This is a genomic window from Nguyenibacter vanlangensis (assembly GCF_013376155.1).
In the GTDB taxonomy this organism is placed as follows: domain Bacteria; phylum Pseudomonadota; class Alphaproteobacteria; order Acetobacterales; family Acetobacteraceae; genus Gluconacetobacter; species Gluconacetobacter vanlangensis.
The window spans coordinates 1-18,322 of record NZ_JABXXP010000020.1; the positions used below are offsets into that span (position 1 = coordinate 1).

The following is an 18,322-nucleotide window of genomic DNA, read 5'->3' on the forward strand; positions in this document are numbered from 1 at the left end:
GGCCGGTGCCGGTGCCGCTGAGGCGCAGTACGGCGATGGCCGCGCGCCCTGCCCCGGTCGCCAGCGCGAAGATGGGCGCCTGGCCTGTCTGCGTCATGCTGCCTGGGTCCTTTCTGGTTGCGGCGCTTCGGTTGCGGGTGCTCGCACCCTGTTGCATGTCGCATCCGGCGGCGGAAGAGTACAAAATGCGCGGCCAGAACGATATTGGGACGGGCCGGGCCCGGGATCATACTATGCCGCAACTTTCGATGCATTCGCCGCTGGGCGATCTGACCCTGACCGAGGAAGACGGGGCGATCGTCGCCCTGGATTGGGGCTGGGGGCGCGACCAGGACGAGACGCACCTGCTGCGTGCGGCGTGCGACCGGCTGGATGCGTATTTCGACGGGGCGGCGGATGATTTCTCCGACCTGGTGCTGGCCCCGTACGGCACGCCCTATCGGCGCGCGGTGTGGCAGGCGCTGCGGGCGATCCCGCCGGGACAGACCCGGACCTATCGCGACATCGCGCAGGTGGCCGGCGGGTCGCCGCGTTCGGTCGGGCAGGCCAATGGCGCCAACCCGATTCCGATCCTGATCCCATGCCATCGGGTGGTCGCCGCCCGGGGGCTGGGCGGCTATTCGGGCGATGGCGGGCTGGCGGACAAGTTGTATCTGCTGGAATTGGAGCGGGCGCCGATCCCGGCGCATCCGGCCGATCTGTTTTAAGACAAATCTTTATCCGAACCTGAAATTCAAGGGAGAAATTGCGATGTACAGGGCAGTGCGCATCCATGATTACGGCGGACCCGAGGTCCTGACGCTGGACATGCTGCCCGACCCGGTGCCCGGACGGGGCGAGATCCTGCTGCGGCAGGAGGCGATCGGGGTCAATTTCATCGACATCTATTTTCGCAAGGGGATCTACAAGCTGCCGTCCCTGCCCGCCGTTCCGGGCATGGAGGGCGCGGGCGTGGTGGAGGCGGTGGGCGCGGACGTGGCCGGCCTGGCGCCCGGCGATCGCGTGGCCTATCCCAGCGCGCTGGGCAGCTATGCCGAATTGCGCACCATCGCGGCGGACCGGGTGGTGACCCTGCCGCCGGATATCGGCTTCGATACGGCGGCGGCGGCGATGCTGCGCGGGCTGACGGTGCATATGCTGCTGCAAGAGGTGTACCAGGCCAAGGCCGGGGAGACGATCCTGGTGCATGCGGCGGCGGGGGGTGTCGGGCTGCTGATGTGCCAGTGGGCGCGGCATCTGGGGCTGCGGGTGATCGGCGTGGTCTCGTCCGAGGACAAGGGCGAGCTGGCGCGGCAGAACGGCGCCGCCGAGATTCTGGTCGGGCATGACAATCTGGCGGCGCGAGTGCGCAAGCTGACCGACGGCGCGATGGTGCCGGTGGTCTATGACAGCGTGGGCAAGGAGACGTTCGTCGCCAGCCTGGATTGCCTGGCGCCGCGCGGGCTGATGGTCAGTTACGGCAACGCCTCGGGCGAGGTGACGGGGATATCGGCGGGCATGCTGGCCACGCGCGGCAGCCTGTACCTGACCCGGCCGACACTTGCGACCTATATCGCGCAACGCCCGGCCCTGCTGAAGGGCGCGGCCGCGTTGTTCGACATGATCGGACAGGGGGCGCTGGCGGTGCGGATCGGCCAGCGTTTCGCCCTGGCCGAGGCCGCCGCCGCCCAGCAGGCGCTGGAGGCGCGGGCGACGACGGGCAGCACGATCCTGGTGCCGTAGCCCGGTCGGGCTGCCCTGTCTGGCAGGTCAGGCCGGTCCGGCGTGCAGGCGGGGTGTGCCGAGCTTGAACCAGGCTTGATGGATTTTTGCGTCTTTCACCTGATAGATCGCGATCACGTCGATCTCGCCCGGACCTTCGGGGAAGGTCCGGGTGACGATTTCATGATCGACGACCATGTCGGCGACGACGCTGCGGTGCAGCAGCCTGCCGCACAGGTTCGGCTCCTGGAAGCGCACGATGTGGCGGGCCCGGATTTCGGCGGCGCCGTCGGCCAGCAGGCGAGCGGAGAATTCGTAATATTTGCAGTCTGCGGCCCACCATTTCATGAAAGCGTCGATATCGCGGGCGTTATAGGCTTCGAGCTGCTTTTGTACGGGAAGCGCGGTGTCGTGTATGTCTTCACTGGTCGTCATTGCGGTTTTGCTTTGCGGTTTGACTCATGAATGAAAGATTGCCGGCCTGTTCACCCGGATCAAGGCGGAGTCGTCACCCTCACCCGTCGGAAGGCGCCGCCGGTCGCTGATCTGTGCTCGCTTTGATCGCCAATTATGACGCACAGCCATGGTTGTCGCGATCCAAAATGCGCATGCGGCGGAGAAGCTGCAAAGGCACCATGTTTGTTGGTGCGCCAAGAAAAAAAACTTGCGAGCGCAGCAAAGACATTTTTATACTGCATTAGTAATAATAAGGTATTTCCATAAATTTTCATAAAGAGGTACTCATGCGCTACGTTGCTCCCGTTCTCCTTGCAATGCTGCTCGCCACCGCATCGCAGGCCGCGACAAAGGTTAAGCATTTTGCGCCCGAGGGAGTGCCGGCGAGTCTGACCAATGCTCCGCCATTTAGCGGCGCCGTTTTAGCCGGTAATACCCTTTATATCGCCGGTACTACCGACCATGACCCTGCTACAGGTAAACCGGGTGCCGACGCGACAACTGGCGCTAAAATGGTGCTTGATAGCATCAAAAAGACTGTCGAAAATGCTGGCCTCACCATGGACGATCTCGTGTGGGTACAGATTTTTGCTTCTGATATTAAAGATTTCGCGGCGTTCAACGCCGTCTATCGGACCTATTTCAAAGGATCAATGCCGGCTCGCGCTTTCATCGGAGCGCGCAGCCTGCTGGGGGGCGCGCATTTTGAGGTGATGGGTATCGCCGTCAAATCGAAGTAATCATCAAGTACTAAGGCCATTTATATAGAGATGGTGGAGCGTTTTATTCCGTCGCTTCGACGCAACTGATGGCCTTGGTCAGCCTCAAGCGTCAGCGCCTTACCAAGAATTTGGAAAGAGCGGAATGCGGCGGCGGAAAGTCCGCTTCTGGAGAAAATTTGAAAAAGCGGACTTTAAAACTGGCGGGCGAACGACGAGCGAATAAAAAGACTCCCTCGGCGATCGCCCCCAAGTCAGATAATGCGATAGTCTGTCAGTTGGGCTTGGACATACCGTCATGTGATGGTGCCATCATCATGCCGTCATGGCTCATCGAATCCTTGGACATCGAATTTTTCGCCATGCCGTGATGGGTGATGTCCGCGTGTTTCCCCATGCCGTCTTTCGACATGGTGTTCGACGCCATCCTGTCGTTCGACATAGCATTTCTGGACATGCTGTTATGCATCATCGCGTCATGCGACATGCTTTCCTGCGCAACCGCGGCGCCCACGACGGCGATATTGGAACAAAATGCGGCGGCGACCATGAGACGGCGAATGACCATGAAGCTTCTCCTCAATTGAAAAACAGTTCTGCGGGATAGGTTATTCCATCCCACTGTCCTGTTCTTCGCTTGCAGGAGGCCGGAGGTTACAGAGGGCGGATTATTTTACGATCCGCAAGCGGCACGCCGGACCAGCAGCCGATCGCGCTCCAGCCCTCCACGCAGATGCCAGGCGATCCCGCGGGCAAGCCATCCCCCCAATGTTATCCACGGCGGAACGGTGAACGGCAGGATGGGCGAGGCATTGTAGATCTGCCACCCGCTATCAATCATGGCGAGCATCGACGGCGCGCCGATTCGGTGGATGATCCTGATGACAAGCGCGGGCGTGCGGCGCGGTCGGGGCATCTGCGGGGCCTCCTGGGAATGAGGTCGGTCCGTTCGTCCCGTGCCCGCGAATGGTTACAGGCTCGTGCGAAAAGATAGTCCGCCGCCGTCCGTAACCGATGGCCCCGGCACGCCGAAGAACCGGGCACCTGTCACCGTGAAGGAGCGGTTCCATGACCTCCCGCCGCCAGTTCTGCCTTGCCTCGGTCGCGTTCCTGCTGGCCGCGCGCCCCGGCCGCGCCGCGCCGTCCTATGCCGTCTCGCATTCGGACGCGGAATGGCGCCGCCTGCTGACGCCCACGCAATACGAGGTGCTGCGCGAAGCGGGCACCGAAGCGCCGTGGTCGAGCCCCCTTCTGAACGAACATCGACCTGGCCGCTTCGCCTGCGCCGGCTGCGACACCGCCGCGTTCGACGCCGCGACGAAATTCGAAAGCGGCACCGGCTGGCCGAGCTTCTACCGCGCCCTGCCGCATGCCGTGCAGGAGCGCGCCGACAACACGCTCGGCATGGATCGGACCGAGGTGCTGTGCGCGACCTGCGGCAGCCATCTCGGCCATGTTTTCGACGACGGCCCGCCGCCGACGGGCCTGCGCTACTGCATGAACGGCGTCGCCCTGTCGTTCCACCCGGCCTGAGAGGATCCAATCATGACACGGTCAGGAATATTCTGCATCTCCCTCATTGTCATGGGTGCGCTCGGCATGGCGTGCCAGGCCGCGGAAACGCCGTTCGCAACGCGTCTGCCGCCGCCGGCAACCGTCGAAGCGCCCGCGACGATCCATCATGCCACCGCCGTCTTCGCCGGAGGATGTTTCTGGGGCGTCCAGAGCGTCTTCCAGCACGTACGCGGCGTCACCGCGACGCGTGCGGGATATGACGGCGGGACGAAGGACACCGCCGAATACGAGACGGTCGAAGGCGGCGATACGGGGCATGCGGAATCGGTCGTGGTCGAGTACGATCCGACGCAGGTCAGCTACGGCACGCTGATGCGTATCTTCTTCTCCGTCGCGCTGGATCCTACACAGGTGAACAGGCAATTTCCGGACGTCGGCAGCCAGTACCGCTCGGTCCTGTTCACGCGCACTCCGGAGCAGGAGACGGAGGCGCGCGCCTATATCCGGCAACTGAACGCCGCGCATGTCTTCGCGCGTCCGATCGCGACGCAGGTCGTCCCGGACCATGGCTTCTATCCGGCCGAGGATCATCACCAGAATTTCGCGGCGCGTTATCCGGAAAATTCCTATATCGCAACGTATGATGCCCCTCGGATCGAGGCGCTGAAGATGGTATACGGCGCGTACTATCGCGATCGCCCGATCCTGACGCTTGCCGCGCCCGGCGGACCGTAAGGGCGGGGGCGGCAGGAACAGGAGCGAGAGTGACGGAAGCCGAATGGAGTCACTGGATGGCGGCAGCCCAGCAGGGCGACGCCAATGCCTATCGGCTTGTGCTCGCCGAGGCCGCTGCGTGGCTGAGGCGTTTCTTCCTCCGGCGGCTGCCGCCCCCCATGATCGATGACGCCGTGCAGGACACGCTGCTCGCGGTACATGAAAAACGCCACACGTTCGATCCCTCGCAGGGATTCGGGCCGTGGCTGGCCGCGATCGCGCGCCATAAATGGATCGACCGGCTGCGGGCCGAGAACCGGGCGGACATGGTGCCGATCGAAGACGATCTGGCGATTTCCGATCACGAGGAACGAGTCACCACGACCCATGCGCTGGAACGTCTGCTCGGCATGCTGAAGCCGGCGCAGGCCGAGGTCATCCGGCTGGTGAAGCTGCAGGGATTCAGCATCGAGGAGGCAGCGCGGCGCACCGGACAATCCGCTGCCCTGGTCAAGGTCAATATTCACCGCGGGCTGGGACGGATGAACGACATGGTGATACGAGGTGGTGATGTCGACTGATCCCCTGATCGACCGGCTCGCGACCGATCTGCGTCCGGTCAGGCGGCGGACGCCCTGGCGTGACGCGGCCATACTTCTGGTCCTCGGCATCAGCGAGGTCACCTGGGTGATAATGACGGGCTTGATGCGCCCGGATATGCCGCATGCGATGCATATGCCCAGCTTCTGGTGGAAAACCGCCGGTCTTGCGGCGCTCGCTTCCATCAGCGGCGTCACCGCGCTGCTCTCGCTCAGCCCGACGCACTCGCCGCGGCGCGGTCTGCGCGTCGTCGGCGGCGTGGCGTTCGTCATGCTGGGTCTGGGGTGGCTGGTCGATGCCCTGCAGGCTGGTCCGGCCGTTCTGTGGCACCGGCTGGACCCGGCGCACGGCCTGGTCTGCGCGCGCAAGATCGTGGAGCTTTCCCTGCCCGTCGCCCTGGCGCTCGGCCTGCTGGCAAGGCGTGGCGCACCGACCGATTCCCGCGGCACGGCATGGGCCGCGGGAATCGCCGCGTCCGCCTTCGGTGCGCTGACCTTCGCATTGGCCTGCCCGTTCGACGATCCGCTCTATCTGGCGGTATGGTACCTGTCGGCCGGCGTCGTCGTCACCCTTGCGACACGTCTTATCCTGCCATTGCTGACGCGGTGGTAGAAGGCAGGCCGTGATGGACGCGCATCAAGGCGCGTCCGTGATCCTATCCTGCGTTTTCGTATCGAAATCGCTGGCGTCGTGCCGCTCATGAAGCTGGTCCGATAATGCCCCGCTGGTACGGTTGACCTTGCGACCGCGCCGGACCGCTGGACGGGCGAAGACCTGGTCGGCCCAGCGCAGCACGTTCCTGTAATCCTGTACCGAGAGAAACTCCGCCGCGCCGTACTGCCAGCCCTTCACCAGGCCGCCATACCACGGCCAGATCGCCATATCGGCGATCGTATATTCGGCACCGGCGACGAATTCGTTTTCCGCCAGCCGGCGGTCGAGAACGTCGAGCTGACGTTTGACTTCCATCGCATAGCGATTGATCGGATATTCCAGCTTCGTCGGCGCATAGGCGTAGAAATGGCCGAACCCGCCGCCCAGGAACGGTGCCGACCCCATCTGCCAGAACAGCCAGGACAGCGTCTCGGCACGCGCGGGCTGCTCCTTCGGCAGGAAGGCGTCGAACTTTTCCGCGAGATAGAGCAGGATCGCCCCGGATTCGAAGACGCGAACCGGCGCCCCGCCGCTGCGATCCATCAGTGCCGGAATCTTGGAATTGGGATTGATATCGACGAAACCTGACCCGAACTGATCGCCCTCGCCGATCCGGATCAGCCACGCATCGTATTCGGCGCCTGCATGCCCGAGCGCCAGCAACTCCTCGAGCATGATGGTGACTTTCTGTCCGTTCGGCGTGCCGAGCGAATAGAGCTGCAGCGGATGCCGGCCGACAGGAAGCGCCTTCTCATGGGTCGGCCCGGCGATCGGGCGGTTGATGCTGGCGAAGGTACCGCCGCTGGCCTTGTCCCAGGTCCAGACCCTGGGCGGAATGTAATCGGTATCGTCGGTCATCAGATGCTCTCCAGAACGTCGGTTATATGGGCGGCGGATAGTTGGATGGAAACAGCGCGCGCCGGCTTTTTTCGTTATAGCCGCTCTTGAAGCTGTCCTCCGTACCGACTTGCCGGGCATGAAAGTGTACGGCCTGGCCGGAAAACGGCCCAAGGCCGGACGCGATGAACAACAGCCAGGAAAGGAGTTCGGGCCGGTCTTCGGGAACACCGAGGAACCGTCCGGTCTTCTCCGCGAGGTAAAGGGGGATGGCCGGCACCTTGCCGTTGAGCGCGACCTTCGCCGGGTTCGGCGTCGGGTGAAAATAAAAACGGATCATGGGACGACTCCGTCCAGGCTGTGTCGTCGCTCGTCCCTGGCGCGGCGCACAGCATGGAGGATTTTGCACGTGCGCCAGTCACGCGAATCAGATTGCGGCTGCCCCGCCGTCGACGATCAGGTCGATCCCCGCGACATAGCTGCTCTCGTCCGAGGCCAGGAATAGCGCGGCGGCGGCGAGTTCCTCCGGCCGGCCCAGCCGCTTCATCGGCACGGCGGCAGCCCATTTGGCACGCACTGCGTCTCCGCCCTCCGGCGTATCGGCCTGTCCGTCCATGATCGGAGTGTCGAACGGGCCGGGGCTGAGTGTGTTCACGCGGATGCCGCGATCCAGCAATTCGGCGGTCCACGTTCTGGAGAAGCTGCGAACGGCCGCCTTGCTCGCGCTGTAGGTTCCATAGCCGGGGACCCCTTTGTTCGCGGCAATCGAAGAGACGAGAATGATCGAGCTTCCGCGTCCAAGCAGCGATAATGCCCGATCGACCGTGAAATACACGCCACGAACATTGACGCCGAACGTCCTGTCGAAATTCTCGTCCGTCGCGTCCGGCAGAAGCTGAGGCGCGACCATTCCGGAATTTGCCACCAGGACGTCGATCCGCCCTTTCTCTGTCCCGATCCGCTCGACCAGACGGTCGATATCCTCGCTCCGCTGAACGTCACCCTGCACGCCCACGACATTGTCGCCGATCGACGCCACTGCCTTGTCGAGTTCGCTCTGTCGCCGACCCGTGATGTAGACGAACGCGCCTTCTTCGGTGAACCGCCTGGCCATCGCCAACCCGAGTCCACTGCTGCCGCCGGTGACGACGGCGACCTTTCCGTCAAGCTTCGACATGTCTCGGTCCTTCAAACGATATCCAAACGATACGGTCACAGCAGGCCGCGATGGCCCGCGTAATCGGTTTTCTTGTCCAGCCCACGTTCCGCCACGATTTTCGTGGCCACCGGCATGACGCTTGAAATGGCGGGAAAGCCGACATAGGGCAGCATCTGGATCAGGGCCTCTTCGATTTCCCGGAGCGGCATGCCGTGATCGAGCGCAAAATTCATGTGCAGGCCGAATTCATGCGGCTGTCGAAGCGCCACCATGATCGTCATGGTAATGAGGCTCCGACGCGGCTGGTCGAGTCCTTCGCGCGTCCAGATATCGCCGAAAACATGATCGACCGCGTATCCGGCGATATCGGCGCCGAACGTATCGGATTCTGCCGCAGCGGCCAGACGCCCGGACTGTTCAGAGCCCATCAACGCTCGGGTGGCCGCGTTTCCTTTTTCTCTCGGTGTCATTTGAAATCCGTTTTTCCTGCATCGGCCGGAACTGGGTTAATGCCCAGGCCCGCCTGCCTTGTTTTTCGGAAATAGCGATCCGCCTCAGACGGTAACAGTCGAGGCCTTGCGCAAGGCCGGAAGCATGTCTTCGGGCTCCGGACGGCGCGTGTAATCCGGGTTCACCTCGGCATAGAGGATCATGCCGTCCCGGCCGATGACGAAGCGGCCCGGCATCGGCAGCGTCCAGCTATCGTCGCCATTGAAGCCCGGCAGATCGTTCTTCAGGTTCTGGTAGAGTTCGACCAGATAGTCGGGCAGCGCAAAACGCAGGCCGAACTTCGCGGCCACATCGTTGTGCGTGTCCGACAGGATCGGGAAATCCAGTCCGTTCTGGCGCACCGACTTGCGGCTGTTCACCGCCGTCTGCGGCGAAATGGCGATCAGGCTGGCACCGAGTTCGCGGAACGACGGCAGCGCCGCTTCAAGCGCCTGGAGTTCCATGTTGCAATAGGGACACCAGACGCCGCGATAGAAGCTGACGACCAGCGGGCCCTTCGCCAGCAGGTCGGCGGACGAGACGGGGGTGCCGTCCGGATCGTTCAGCGTAAAGGAAGGGGCCTTGTCACCCGCCTTGAGCGCTCTTTCGGCGGCGCCGGACGCGACCAGTTCCGCGGTGGCGCGGTGCATCACCTCGATGACCGAGTACGGCACCTTATAGGGCGGCTTGCCGGCTTCGAAATCGGCCTTGAACGCATCGAGCTTCGCTTGCAGAGACATCGTTGTTTCCTTCATTGATGGTCGTGACGGGATGAAAATGGAACGACCCGTTATCCCGGGGACGAAGGCGCGGACGATTATCCGTCATTCCGCGCCGGAATGGGGTCAGGCGACGGTTTCGTATTGCGGATAGTCGACATAGCCATGTGCCCCGCCGCCGTAGAAGGTCGACCGGTCGTAAGGGGTAAGCGGCAGGTCGTGCCGCAGGCGTTCCGGCAGGTCGGGATTGCTGATGAAATGCCGCCCGAATGCGACCGCATCGGCGTCACCCGCCCGAATGATCGCCTCCGCGCCCGCGCCGTCGAAGCCGCCGGCGGCGATGAGCGTGCCGCTGAACACACCGCGCAGAGTCCTGGCCGCGACCGCATCGCCCTGGGCGATCAATTCTGTGCCCCTGATGCGCGGCTCGACGACATGCAGGTAGGCGATGCCCATCCCGTTCAGTTTCTCCGCGACATAGCCGAAGGTTTTCTGTGGATTGCTATCGGACATCGCGCCATAGGTGCCGCTTGGGCTCAGCCGTACGCCCACGCGACCGGCCCCCCAGACGTCGATCGCCGCCTGCGTGATTTCGAGCAGGAAGCGCGCGCGATTTTCGATCGGGCCGCCATATTCGTCGGTGCGATGGTTGGTGCCGTCCTGCAGGAACTGGTCCGGCAGGTAGCCATTGGCGCCGTGGATCTCCACGCCGTCGAAACCGGCCGCTTTCGCACGTGCGGCACCCTGGCGGAACTGCTCGATGATTGCCGGAATTTCGTCGCGTTCCAGGGCACGCGGCATGGAAAACGGTACCGGTCCGTTTGCGGTATAGGCGTATCCCTCCGCCTGAATCGCGGACGGGGCGACGGGTGCGGCGCCGTCCGGCTGCAGGTCGTGATGGGACTGGCGCCCGACATGCCAGAGCTGCATGACGATCCTGCCGCCGTGGGCATGCACCGCGTCGGTGACCGTGCGCCAGCCCGCGATCTGGGCGTCGTCGTAAATTCCGGGCGCGCCGGCATAGCCGTACCCCTGCTGTGCAACGGGGGTCGCTTCCGAAACGATAAGCCCGCCGCGGGACGCGCGCTGCGTGTAGTATTCCCGCATCAGCGCCCCCGGCATGTCGCCGGGTTCCGAACGCAGGCGGGTCAACGGCGCCATGACGACCCGATGGTCGAGCGACAGCGCGCCCGCCCCGAACGGCGTGAAAAGCATGGACATGAGGGGTTCCTTGTCTGGAAAGGGTGCCAGTCTTAAAGGGTGCCAGTCTTAAAGGGTGCCAGTCTTAAAGGGTGTCAATCTTGGGGGACGAGTGCCTCGACGCGGGCAATGCCGCGCCGCACGGCCGGACGCGCTTCGATTGTTCCGTACCAGCGCGCGACGTTGGGCGCGTCCTCGAACGACACCCCCGCGAAAGCGCGCCGCCACAACCAGCCGAAATGGGCGATATCGGCGATGGTGAACGCCTCGCCGGCAACGAATGGGCGGTTCGCCAGCACGCCGTCGAGTACGCCCAGGGTGCGTTTCGCTTCGCTGGAGAAGCGCTCTATCGCGATGGGCTGCGGCTCGGCGGCGAAACGCTGGAAGAAGCCGGACTGGCCGAAAGCCGGACTCAGGCCGGAGGCATGAAAGAAGAGCTGCTCGAAGACGCGTGCGCGCGCATCGCCGCCGGCGGGTAGAAGCTGACCCGTCTTCTCGGCAAGATAAACGAGGATCGCGGCGGATTCCGTCAGGACGAAGGGGCCGTTCTCCACGGTCCGATCCAGCAGGACCGGCACCTTGCCGTTGGGATTGAGCGCCAGGAATTCCGGCGTCTTTTGCTCGCCCTTGCGGACATTGACGCCATGCAGTGTATAGGAAAGACCGAGCTCCTCGAGCGCGATCGGCACCTTGACGCTGTTCGGCGTCGCGAACGTATAAACATCAAACAGCGGCCGTGCGTCTTCGGCCGCCGCGCGTATGAATGAACCGGGCATCGAGACGCCTTCCTTCTGGCCCGGCCTGCCCGGGCATGTGAAAGACATGTCTCCTTGCCGCTCGACATGGCAGGTATGTCGAGGTGATAAGCACCATTCCCGGGAGGAATGGCATGGATCGATATCAGGCGATGGCGACGTTCGTGCGGGTGGTGGAGAGCGGCTCGTTTTCGGCAGCCGCACGTCATCTCAATGTCGGGCAGCCGGCCGTATCCAAGACCATCGCACAGCTCGAATCCCGGCTTCAGGTCAGTCTGCTCATCCGCTCCACACATGGGCTGACGCCGACCGAGGCGGGACAACGCTTCTATGAGCGGGCACGAAACGCCCTCCAGGAAGCGGACGAGGCGGAGCTTGCCGCGAAGGGGGCGGGGGCGGGCCTGTCCGGACGACTGCGCGTTTCCGCCGCGACGACATTCGCGCGATTGCATGTCATCCCGAGGCTGCCGCAATTCCTGGCGGCTCACCCGCATCTCGACGTCGATATCATTCTCGACGATCGCATGATCGACCTTATGGCCGAGGGCGTGGATATTTCGCTGCGCCTGGGTTCGCTCTCGGACTCCACGGCAGTTGCCCGGAAAATCGCCACCGGCGGCCGATCGGTACTGGCAACGCCGGCTTATCTCGCGCGGGCCGGAATGCCGCAAAGCCCTGCGGATCTCGCCAATCACGAGGCGATCGTCTACAGCCAGTTGCCGAGCGTATGGTCGTTCACGCGCGATGGTGCGGCGGTTTCGGTTTCCGTCACCGGACGTCTGCGCGTCAGCGCCGCTGAAGGACTGCGTGCCGCGATCCTGACCGATATGGGGTTGACGATCGCCTCGGACTGGATGTTTGGCCCGGAACTGGAAAACGGCGCCGTCGTCAGGGTGCTGAAGGCCTGGTCGTTGCCCTCGATCGATCTCTGGGCCGTGTTTCCCGTCGGGCATATGATGACCGCGAAAGCGCGCCAGTTCGCATCGTTCGTCGAAGAGATCATGAGGCCGGCCGAGTGAGTGAGCCGCTTCGCTGAAACTGCGACGGCGGCGGAGCCATCATGTCCGGCATGAGCGATGCCGTTCCACATAGGCAAGCGCCATATCGACCGCACATTCCAGTGACCGGGCGTCGCGAGCCGTCTTTGCCAGAAGTATGCCCCCCTGAACCGCCGCCACCATGGCAATGGCCACCCCGTCGACATCGATATCGGGGCGGAGTTGGCCATCCTGCAGCATCCGACGCAGGCCGTTTGCGATCACCGTGGCCCAGGTCGAAAAACTCTGTTTCAGCAGCAGCCTGGCATCCTCCGAACGGGTCGATAATTCGTTTGCGAGCGAGCCGACAGGGCATCCGCCCACGCCACCGCTGGCCCGGTAGGCCGCGACGATCATGTCTCCCCAGGCACGGAGCGCGGTGAAGGAATCGAGCGCGCCGAGATAGGCCGCATTGGCTTCCACGATGCGGCTGGTCTGCAGGGCGATGACTTCGCGAACCAGGGCCTCCTTGTTGGCGAAGTAATGGTAGAGCTGGGATTTGCTCGTGTTCGTGATGTCCATCACTTCGTCCAGACTCACGTGCTCCGCACCGCGCGCATAGACCAGTTCGGCCGCGGCGGCGACGATGCGCCGCTTCGTCGCGGCTCCGCGCGGGGTCAGAGGACGGTTCATGATCGTGGTTTCGCGGCCCATGGCTTCGTGCTTTCACATAATGGACTGGACAGTCCACTATGGAAATCGCATGCCTGCCCGACACAATCCAGATTGCTGAGGAACAGATGGCCGAGCAACTCAAGAACGGCGACAAATTTCCGGATCTCACAATCCCGCAAGTCGGCGGCGGAACGCTTCATCCGGCCCGCGATTTCGACGGAGAATACAGGGTCATCCTGATTTACCGCGGCCATTGGTGCCCGTTCTGCAACGAACAGATTGCCGCATTCACGCACGCCGCCGACGCTTTGTCGGAGGCGGCGATCCGAGTCATGGCATTCTCGGTCGACGACGAGGCCGCGTCCGCCGCATTCGCTGCCAGGCACGGCTGGCCGTTCCCGCTCGGGCATTCGGCTGATGTCGACACGATCGTCGCACGTACCGGCGCATATGACATGCGGCATCCCGGCCGTGGACATTTTCTGGAAACGACCGGCTTTGTCCTCGCGCCGGACGGATCGATCGTGAATGCCGTCTATTCGACCCGAGCCATAGGCCGCCTCGTCCCCGGCGACGTGATCCGACTGGTCGCGTTCATGCGCTCCTTGCCGAGCTAGAGCAGATCGCATTCAAACGGAATCGTTTGAACGGGTGAAGATGCCCGGTTCAGTGGAATGTCCGCTTTGAGGTACCGTCTTAGTCCACTGAATGTCTCGGATGGGGGCGAAAGCCGCCTCTGGCATCGAGCATGACCGGTTGAAACTACGAAGACGTGATCTTCCGTTTACGGCTTCGCGCGCGTCGGTACCGGGACATTGCACAGCGCGACGCCGCGGGCGGGATGGACATAGAACGGATCGGTGCGGTTGGCGCGGGCGTCGAGATAGGCCGAGAAGGCCGGGCTGTCGGTGCGCATCACCTGGAGATGCGGCTGTTGCCTGAGGGGCAGGTCGGTGGCGAGCATTATGGTGCGGATCGCGATTTTGCCGGTATTATCGGTATAAAACCCCAAAGTACCCGTCCCGCGCGGCAACGCGCCGAGATGATCCATGCCTGTCAGGACCCGGCCCACGAGCGCGAGATTGCGATCGAGCTGGCGCGGTGCTTCGCCGTTGACCGCGTAGAGTTCCTGCCCGTCGCCGGTATCGGGCGGCATGTCGCGCGCGACGCCGATCATGCCGTAGCAATGCGCGAGCCAGACGCGGTCCTGGTCCATTCCCACCGGCCACCCGGCCGCAAAGCCCGCCGCCGGTGCGTAGGGATCGGAAAAACCAAGCGGACGAACGGCGATTCCCTGACGCGGGTGGTCGTATTCGGCCGGGGGATGGGCGATGAAGCCAGTGGGCAGGCTGGCCTTTTCGTCGTGCGGGGCCCATTGCACGACGTAATCGTCCTGCACGCGGATGATCGCCCCGCCGTCCCATCGGTGCGCGCGGGCCAGCCGTATGATATTGCCGGTATGCGCCGGCGCGAATTGCGGCGCGAGTTCGATCGGGATCCGGGTGCCGTCGCCCAGCGTCATGACCAGCAGCCGGTCCGCCGGCACGTCGGCCCAGGCCGTGTCCGGCGCATGCGCCACGATTTCGGACGGGCCGGGCGCCGCGATCGCCATGGTCGGGAGCAAAGCGAAGATCGGCAGGATGCGGCGCATGGCGGCGATCATGCCTGCCGCGGCAGGGCGGCGGCAAGACGAAAACCGCCGATTTTTCCGTGTCCGGTCTGCCGTGGCCGGCGGTTATATTCCGCGAACCCCCGGTGCCCCTTGCGCGCCGAAACGCATGCTGCGACCGCAGCCCGAGGACCATGACGCATGCCGACTGACGCTCACGCCAGGGTTATTTACAGCCGGACGCCGGAATCGGCCGCCATGTTGGCAAATGTCAGACGCGCCATGGCGATCACCACCAGGCTGAACCGTCTGACGTTCGATGATGCGGACGAGATTCGGGCCGTGTTCAGCGAACTGATCGGTACAAAGGTGGATGAGAGCTTTTTGCTGATCCCGCCATTCTATACCGCCGGCGGAAATGAAATCCGGGTCGGGCGCCGTGTCTTCGTCAATCAGAACTGCACGTTCTATGATCTGGGCGGCCTCGACATCGCGGACGATGTGATGATCGGGCCGAATGTGAGCCTTATCACGACCGGCCACCCGGTCGAGCCTGCGCAGCGACGCACCGCCATAATCGGAAAGCCCATCGTGATTGAGAAAAACGTGTGGATCGCGGCCGGCGCGACCATCATTGGCGGCGTGACGGTGGGCGAGAATTCGGTCGTCGCGGCGGGGGCGGTCGTCACCCGGGACGTTCCCGCGAATACGCTCGTCGGCGGGAATCCGGCGCGGGTCATTCGTTCGATCGGCGACGATTGAGGGACCATCTGCTTGCAGACCAGGGTGCGGGGACCCGAGGCCCCTGCCGGGTCCGGGCAGCGCCCGGATGGTGCTGGCCGGGGAATACTCTCCCAGAAGAGTCGCGACCGATCTCGGGAGAGAATTGAAATATTTGTCATACGCCATGGGGGCGATTGTTCTGGCGGTGCAGGTCCCTACCTAGGCTGCGCGCATGGGTTGCATCCATGAGGGGGTGCCCCCATGGGCTGGAAGAGATTGCCACCATGACATACGCGAGATTTCTTCCGCTGGCTGCGCTGCTGGCGTTTACGGCCTGTGAGGTTCCGAGCCCCGAGCAACGCGCGCTGCTGAATGCGATGCTCGACCGTCCCGCGGTGGACGTGGTGCGCCAGTTCGGCGTGCCGACCCGCGTGTATCAGGCGGATGGGCACACGTTCCTCGCCTATATCAGTTATGACACCAACTACTATTATACCGGCGGCGGCTGGGGCTGGTACGGCCGGTGGGGCGGTCCGGGCTGGGGGCCTGGCTGGGGCTGGGGCGGTCCGTGGTGGGATGGCGCCTATGTAAGCACGTGCCAGACCACCTTCGAACTGTTCAACGACAAGGTGACGGCCTGGACGATGCGTGGCGACGGCTGCTGAAAGCCTGGCCGGAAATGCGCGCTGGCGGCGATCCTGCGCGCGTTTCCGGTGCTTCGGTGCCCATGGCCCACAAGGCGGGCCGGTGGGCGAGGCGGATCAGGTATTCATCGCGTCGAAGAAATCCCGGTTGGTCTTGCTGTATTTCAGCTTGTCCAGCAGGAAGTCCATGGCGTCCATCGTGCCCATCGGGGCCAGGATGCGGCGAAGCACCCACATCTTGGACAGCTCGGAGCGTTCGACCAGCAATTCTTCCTTGCGGGTGCCGCTCTTGGTGATGTCGATGGCCGGGAAGGTGCGCTTGTCGGCGAGCTTGCGGTCGAGGATCAGTTCCGAGTTGCCGGTGCCCTTGAACTCTTCGAAGATCACCTCGTCCATGCGGCTGCCGGTGTCGATCAGCGCCGTGGCGATGATGGTCAGCGAGCCGCCTTCCTCGATATTGCGGGCGGCGCCGAAGAAGCGCTTGGGGCGCTGCAGGGCGTTGGCGTCCACGCCGCCGGTCAGCACCTTGCCCGACGAGGGGACGACGGTGTTGTAGGCGCGGGCCAGGCGGGTGATCGAGTCGAGCAGGATGACGACGTCACGCTTGTGCTCGACCAGGCGCTTGGCCTTTTCCAGCACCATTTCGGTGACCTGGACGTGGCGGGTCGCCGGTTCGTCGAAGGTCGAGGACACGACCTCGCCGCGCACCGAGCGGGCCATGTCGGTGACTTCTTCCGGACGTTCGTCGATCAGCAGGACGATCAGGAAGACTTCGGGATGGTTGGCCGAGATCGACGAGGCGATGCTTTGCAGCATCACGGTCTTGCCGGTGCGGGGCGGGGCGACGATCAGCGCGCGCTGGCCCATGCCGATCGGCGAGACCAGGTCGATCACGCGGGGGGTGAAATCCTTGGGCGTGCCCTTGGACCCCTTGCCACCCTTCTCGATTTTCTCGGGCTCGCCGCCTACGGCGTTGGCTTCGACTTCCATCTTCAGGCGCCGTTCGGGATAGAGCGGCGTCAGATTGTCGAAATTGATGCGGTGGCGGACCGCCTCGGGCGGTTCGAAATTGATCGTGTTGACCTTGAGCAGCGCGAAATAGCGCTCGCCGTCGCGCGGGGCGCGGATCTGGCCCTCGACCGTGTCGCCGGTGCGCAGGCCGAAGCGGCGGACCTGGCTGGGCGAGATATAGATATCGTCGGGCCCGGGCAGGTAGTTCGCCTCGGGCGAACGCAGGAAGCCGAACCCGTCGGGCAGGATTTCCAGCGTGCCTTCGCCATGGATCGCCTGGTCATTGTCGGCGAGCGTCTTGAGGATGGCGAACATCATGTCCTGCTTGCGCAGGGACGACGCGTTTTCGATCTGCAGGCCTTCGGCGTACGCCAGAAGATCCGCGGGAGTTTTGGCCTTGAGTTCGGCGAGATGCATTCAGGATGCCTTGAATGGGCAGGTCACGTACGGGAGGGAACAGGTTGACCACGGATATGGCGCATGCGCGCCTGCCAGAAGGCCGGGGGTGCCGGCAGACGGTCGACAACGTTCCAGACGGAGGGAGCGCCGGGCGGAAGAATTCCGCCTGCGATGCTTGCTACTTTAGGTAGTCGTGCCCTGAAGGTCAAGCGTGGCGGGGGGCCGGGCCGTGGCCGGGGCATCACACTTACGTTGCAGGTGGGCGTTGCAGGCGGGCGTTGCGGGCGGGCCGCTACATGCCGTCGCCCAGCCAGCCGCGCCGCCAGAACCACAGCAGTGGCAGGACGATCGTGGCCGCGATCAGTCCCAGCGCATAGCCGTAGCCGTAGCGCCAGCCCAGTTCGGGGATATCATGGAAATTCATGCCGTAGATGCCCGCCACCAGTGTGGGCGCAACGCCGATGAAGCTGACCACGGTCAGGATCTTCATGCCGTTATTCTGTGCGATGCTGATGAAGCCCAGGGTGGCGTCGAGCAGGAACTGCACCTTGTTGGTGGTCTGGGCCACGAAATCGTTCAGCGAGGCGATGTCGCGCACCACGGTCGCCAGCCGGCCGGCAAGCCGGTCCGACACGGTGTGGCGCTTGTTCTCGCTGATGAAGATCGCCACCCGTTCCAGCCCCAGCAGGCTGTCGCGCACCGACGAGGCGAGGTCGCCCGAGCGGCCGACCCGGCGCAGCAGGGCGCGCAGGGTGCGGTCGAGCTG

General features: G+C 63.8%; 26 protein-coding genes. 12 read left to right on the forward strand and 14 right to left on the reverse strand.

Annotated features, from left to right (window positions below):
* The first annotated feature begins 233 nt into the window (after positions 1–233).
* Positions 234–707, forward strand: coding sequence for a methylated-DNA--[protein]-cysteine S-methyltransferase (locus HUK84_RS03100; RefSeq protein WP_176638929.1), 474 nt, complete (start codon positions 234–236; stop codon positions 705–707).
* A 43-nt stretch (positions 708–750) separates the two neighbouring features.
* Positions 751–1,722, forward strand: a complete 972-nt coding sequence (locus HUK84_RS03105; RefSeq protein WP_176638930.1) for a quinone oxidoreductase family protein — start codon at positions 751–753, stop codon at positions 1,720–1,722.
* A gap of 27 nt (positions 1,723–1,749) precedes the next feature.
* On the opposite strand, the gene HUK84_RS03110 is transcribed toward HUK84_RS03105, so the two are convergent.
* Entirely contained in the window at positions 1,750–2,136 is a 387-nt protein-coding gene (locus HUK84_RS03110; RefSeq protein ID WP_176638931.1) for a nuclear transport factor 2 family protein, read from the reverse strand.
* A 308-nt stretch (positions 2,137–2,444) separates the two neighbouring features.
* On the opposite strand from HUK84_RS03110, the gene HUK84_RS03115 reads away from it, so the two are divergent.
* On the forward strand, positions 2,445–2,897 hold the full coding sequence (locus HUK84_RS03115) for a RidA family protein (RefSeq protein WP_176638932.1): 453 nt from the start codon (positions 2,445–2,447) through the stop codon (positions 2,895–2,897).
* Between the two features lie 253 nt (positions 2,898–3,150).
* Here the strand turns inward: HUK84_RS03115 and HUK84_RS03120 are convergent, their stop codons facing one another.
* On the reverse strand, positions 3,151–3,426 hold the full coding sequence (locus tag HUK84_RS03120) for a pentapeptide MXKDX repeat protein (protein WP_246285327.1): 276 nt from the start codon (positions 3,424–3,426) through the stop codon (positions 3,151–3,153).
* A 123-nt stretch (positions 3,427–3,549) separates the two neighbouring features.
* Positions 3,550–3,792 (reverse strand): hypothetical protein, encoded by a 243-nt coding sequence (locus HUK84_RS03125; protein ID WP_246285328.1) that lies wholly within the window; start codon positions 3,790–3,792, stop codon positions 3,550–3,552.
* A gap of 152 nt (positions 3,793–3,944) precedes the next feature.
* Between HUK84_RS03125 and msrB the strand changes: the two genes are divergently transcribed.
* Genes msrB through HUK84_RS03145 form a run of 4 tightly spaced genes read left to right on the forward strand, consistent with a single transcriptional unit; the run spans position 3,945 to position 6,317 of the window.
* Entirely contained in the window at positions 3,945–4,409 is a 465-nt protein-coding gene (msrB, locus tag HUK84_RS03130) for a peptide-methionine (R)-S-oxide reductase MsrB (RefSeq protein ID WP_176638933.1), read from the forward strand.
* A 12-nt stretch (positions 4,410–4,421) separates the two neighbouring features.
* Positions 4,422–5,126: a peptide-methionine (S)-S-oxide reductase MsrA gene (gene msrA, locus HUK84_RS03135; RefSeq protein ID WP_176638934.1), complete on the forward strand. Its 705-nt coding sequence runs from the start codon at positions 4,422–4,424 to the stop codon at positions 5,124–5,126.
* Between the two features lie 29 nt (positions 5,127–5,155).
* On the forward strand, positions 5,156–5,686 hold the full coding sequence (locus tag HUK84_RS03140) for a sigma-70 family RNA polymerase sigma factor (protein WP_317135219.1): 531 nt from the start codon (positions 5,156–5,158) through the stop codon (positions 5,684–5,686).
* Positions 5,676–6,317, forward strand: coding sequence for an NrsF family protein (locus HUK84_RS03145; RefSeq protein ID WP_176638935.1), 642 nt, complete (start codon positions 5,676–5,678; stop codon positions 6,315–6,317). The genes HUK84_RS03140 and HUK84_RS03145 overlap by 11 nt, the downstream gene beginning before the upstream one ends.
* A 24-nt stretch (positions 6,318–6,341) precedes the next feature.
* Here HUK84_RS03145 and yghU read toward each other — a convergent pair whose 3' ends face one another.
* From yghU to HUK84_RS03165, 4 genes are all read right to left on the reverse strand, one after another.
* Positions 6,342–7,217: a glutathione-dependent disulfide-bond oxidoreductase gene (gene yghU / locus HUK84_RS03150; protein WP_176638936.1), complete on the reverse strand. Its 876-nt coding sequence runs from the start codon at positions 7,215–7,217 to the stop codon at positions 6,342–6,344.
* Between the two features lie 22 nt (positions 7,218–7,239).
* On the reverse strand, positions 7,240–7,536 hold the full coding sequence (locus HUK84_RS03155) for a hypothetical protein (protein ID WP_176638937.1): 297 nt from the start codon (positions 7,534–7,536) through the stop codon (positions 7,240–7,242).
* Positions 7,537–7,623: 87 nt separating this feature from the next.
* Positions 7,624–8,373 (reverse strand): SDR family NAD(P)-dependent oxidoreductase, encoded by a 750-nt coding sequence (locus HUK84_RS03160; protein ID WP_176638938.1) that lies wholly within the window; start codon positions 8,371–8,373, stop codon positions 7,624–7,626.
* 35 nt (positions 8,374–8,408) lie between these two features.
* Positions 8,409–8,684, reverse strand: coding sequence for a carboxymuconolactone decarboxylase family protein (locus HUK84_RS03165; protein ID WP_317135220.1), 276 nt, complete (start codon positions 8,682–8,684; stop codon positions 8,409–8,411).
* Between HUK84_RS03165 and HUK84_RS23635 the strand changes: the two genes are divergently transcribed.
* On the forward strand, positions 8,568–8,900 hold the full coding sequence (locus HUK84_RS23635) for a hypothetical protein (RefSeq protein WP_317135221.1): 333 nt from the start codon (positions 8,568–8,570) through the stop codon (positions 8,898–8,900). The genes HUK84_RS03165 and HUK84_RS23635 overlap by 117 nt on opposite strands.
* 9 nt (positions 8,901–8,909) lie before the next feature.
* Here HUK84_RS23635 and HUK84_RS03170 read toward each other — a convergent pair whose 3' ends face one another.
* From HUK84_RS03170 to HUK84_RS03180, 3 genes are all read right to left on the reverse strand, one after another.
* Positions 8,910–9,584: a peroxiredoxin-like family protein gene (locus tag HUK84_RS03170; RefSeq protein WP_176638940.1), complete on the reverse strand. Its 675-nt coding sequence runs from the start codon at positions 9,582–9,584 to the stop codon at positions 8,910–8,912.
* A gap of 105 nt (positions 9,585–9,689) precedes the next feature.
* A complete protein-coding gene (locus HUK84_RS03175) occupies positions 9,690–10,784 on the reverse strand; it encodes an alkene reductase (protein WP_176638941.1) in 1,095 nt (364 codons plus the stop codon).
* A 74-nt stretch (positions 10,785–10,858) separates the two neighbouring features.
* Positions 10,859–11,539 carry a glutathione S-transferase family protein gene (locus HUK84_RS03180; protein ID WP_246285329.1) on the reverse strand — a complete coding sequence of 227 codons (681 nt, stop codon included), beginning with the start codon at positions 11,537–11,539 and terminating at the stop codon, positions 10,859–10,861.
* Positions 11,540–11,652: 113 nt separating this feature from the next.
* Here HUK84_RS03180 and HUK84_RS03185 point away from each other — a divergent pair, with 113 nt between their 5' ends.
* Positions 11,653–12,537, forward strand: a complete 885-nt coding sequence (locus HUK84_RS03185) for a LysR family transcriptional regulator (protein ID WP_176638942.1) — start codon at positions 11,653–11,655, stop codon at positions 12,535–12,537.
* Positions 12,538–12,576: 39 nt separating this feature from the next.
* On the opposite strand, the gene HUK84_RS03190 is transcribed toward HUK84_RS03185, so the two are convergent.
* Positions 12,577–13,188 carry a TetR/AcrR family transcriptional regulator gene (locus HUK84_RS03190; protein ID WP_246285330.1) on the reverse strand — a complete coding sequence of 204 codons (612 nt, stop codon included), beginning with the start codon at positions 13,186–13,188 and terminating at the stop codon, positions 12,577–12,579.
* Between the two features lie 59 nt (positions 13,189–13,247).
* Between HUK84_RS03190 and HUK84_RS03195 the strand changes: the two genes are divergently transcribed.
* The gene (locus HUK84_RS03195) at positions 13,248–13,787 is read left to right on the forward strand and encodes a redoxin domain-containing protein (protein ID WP_246285331.1); all 540 of its coding nucleotides are present in this window, start codon (positions 13,248–13,250) and stop codon (positions 13,785–13,787) included.
* Between the two features lie 167 nt (positions 13,788–13,954).
* Here HUK84_RS03195 and HUK84_RS03200 read toward each other — a convergent pair whose 3' ends face one another.
* Positions 13,955–14,821 (reverse strand): peptidylprolyl isomerase, encoded by an 867-nt coding sequence (locus tag HUK84_RS03200; protein WP_176638945.1) that lies wholly within the window; start codon positions 14,819–14,821, stop codon positions 13,955–13,957.
* 240 nt (positions 14,822–15,061) lie between these two features.
* Between HUK84_RS03200 and HUK84_RS03205 the strand changes: the two genes are divergently transcribed.
* Together HUK84_RS03205 and HUK84_RS03210 are read left to right on the forward strand one after the other, a co-directional pair.
* Complete coding sequence (locus HUK84_RS03205) at positions 15,062–15,541, forward strand: sugar O-acetyltransferase (protein ID WP_246285333.1); 480 nt, start codon at positions 15,062–15,064, stop codon at positions 15,539–15,541.
* Between the two features lie 245 nt (positions 15,542–15,786).
* Positions 15,787–16,167, forward strand: a complete 381-nt coding sequence (locus HUK84_RS03210; RefSeq protein WP_176638947.1) for a hypothetical protein — start codon at positions 15,787–15,789, stop codon at positions 16,165–16,167.
* Between the two features lie 96 nt (positions 16,168–16,263).
* On the opposite strand, the gene rho is transcribed toward HUK84_RS03210, so the two are convergent.
* Together rho and HUK84_RS03220 are read right to left on the reverse strand one after the other, a co-directional pair.
* Positions 16,264–17,574, reverse strand: a complete 1,311-nt coding sequence (gene rho, locus HUK84_RS03215; RefSeq protein WP_176638948.1) for a transcription termination factor Rho — start codon at positions 17,572–17,574, stop codon at positions 16,264–16,266.
* 274 nt (positions 17,575–17,848) lie between these two features.
* On the reverse strand, positions 17,849–18,322 hold a 474-nt coding region (locus tag HUK84_RS03220; RefSeq protein WP_281362726.1), incomplete at its 5' end, for a CorA family divalent cation transporter.

What these genes read in the sequence shown, in the direction of transcription:
- HUK84_RS03100 (WP_176638929.1), top strand. Translation starts at nt 234, where the DNA reads ATGCCGCAACTTTCGATGCATTCGCCGCTGGGCGATCTGACCCTGACC.
- HUK84_RS03105 (WP_176638930.1), top strand. Translation starts at nt 751, where the DNA reads ATGTACAGGGCAGTGCGCATCCATGATTACGGCGGACCCGAGGTCCTG.
- HUK84_RS03110 (WP_176638931.1), bottom strand. Translation starts at nt 2,136, where the DNA reads ATGACGACCAGTGAAGACATACACGACACCGCGCTTCCCGTACAAAAG.
- HUK84_RS03115 (WP_176638932.1), top strand. Translation starts at nt 2,445, where the DNA reads ATGCGCTACGTTGCTCCCGTTCTCCTTGCAATGCTGCTCGCCACCGCA.
- HUK84_RS03120 (WP_246285327.1), bottom strand. Translation starts at nt 3,426, where the DNA reads ATGGTCGCCGCCGCATTTTGTTCCAATATCGCCGTCGTGGGCGCCGCG.
- HUK84_RS03125 (WP_246285328.1), bottom strand. Translation starts at nt 3,792, where the DNA reads ATGCCCCGACCGCGCCGCACGCCCGCGCTTGTCATCAGGATCATCCAC.
- msrB (WP_176638933.1), top strand. Translation starts at nt 3,945, where the DNA reads ATGACCTCCCGCCGCCAGTTCTGCCTTGCCTCGGTCGCGTTCCTGCTG.
- msrA (WP_176638934.1), top strand. Translation starts at nt 4,422, where the DNA reads ATGACACGGTCAGGAATATTCTGCATCTCCCTCATTGTCATGGGTGCG.
- HUK84_RS03145 (WP_176638935.1), top strand. Translation starts at nt 5,676, where the DNA reads ATGTCGACTGATCCCCTGATCGACCGGCTCGCGACCGATCTGCGTCCG.
- yghU (WP_176638936.1), bottom strand. Translation starts at nt 7,217, where the DNA reads ATGACCGACGATACCGATTACATTCCGCCCAGGGTCTGGACCTGGGAC.
- HUK84_RS03155 (WP_176638937.1), bottom strand. Translation starts at nt 7,536, where the DNA reads ATGATCCGTTTTTATTTTCACCCGACGCCGAACCCGGCGAAGGTCGCG.
- HUK84_RS03160 (WP_176638938.1), bottom strand. Translation starts at nt 8,373, where the DNA reads ATGTCGAAGCTTGACGGAAAGGTCGCCGTCGTCACCGGCGGCAGCAGT.
- HUK84_RS03170 (WP_176638940.1), bottom strand. Translation starts at nt 9,584, where the DNA reads ATGTCTCTGCAAGCGAAGCTCGATGCGTTCAAGGCCGATTTCGAAGCC.
- HUK84_RS03175 (WP_176638941.1), bottom strand. Translation starts at nt 10,784, where the DNA reads ATGTCCATGCTTTTCACGCCGTTCGGGGCGGGCGCGCTGTCGCTCGAC.
- HUK84_RS03180 (WP_246285329.1), bottom strand. Translation starts at nt 11,539, where the DNA reads ATGCCCGGTTCATTCATACGCGCGGCGGCCGAAGACGCACGGCCGCTG.
- HUK84_RS03185 (WP_176638942.1), top strand. Translation starts at nt 11,653, where the DNA reads ATGGATCGATATCAGGCGATGGCGACGTTCGTGCGGGTGGTGGAGAGC.
- HUK84_RS03190 (WP_246285330.1), bottom strand. Translation starts at nt 13,188, where the DNA reads ATGAACCGTCCTCTGACCCCGCGCGGAGCCGCGACGAAGCGGCGCATC.
- HUK84_RS03195 (WP_246285331.1), top strand. Translation starts at nt 13,248, where the DNA reads ATGGAAATCGCATGCCTGCCCGACACAATCCAGATTGCTGAGGAACAG.
- HUK84_RS03200 (WP_176638945.1), bottom strand. Translation starts at nt 14,821, where the DNA reads ATGCGCCGCATCCTGCCGATCTTCGCTTTGCTCCCGACCATGGCGATC.
- HUK84_RS03205 (WP_246285333.1), top strand. Translation starts at nt 15,062, where the DNA reads ATGGCGATCACCACCAGGCTGAACCGTCTGACGTTCGATGATGCGGAC.
- HUK84_RS03210 (WP_176638947.1), top strand. Translation starts at nt 15,787, where the DNA reads ATGACATACGCGAGATTTCTTCCGCTGGCTGCGCTGCTGGCGTTTACG.
- rho (WP_176638948.1), bottom strand. Translation starts at nt 17,574, where the DNA reads ATGCATCTCGCCGAACTCAAGGCCAAAACTCCCGCGGATCTTCTGGCG.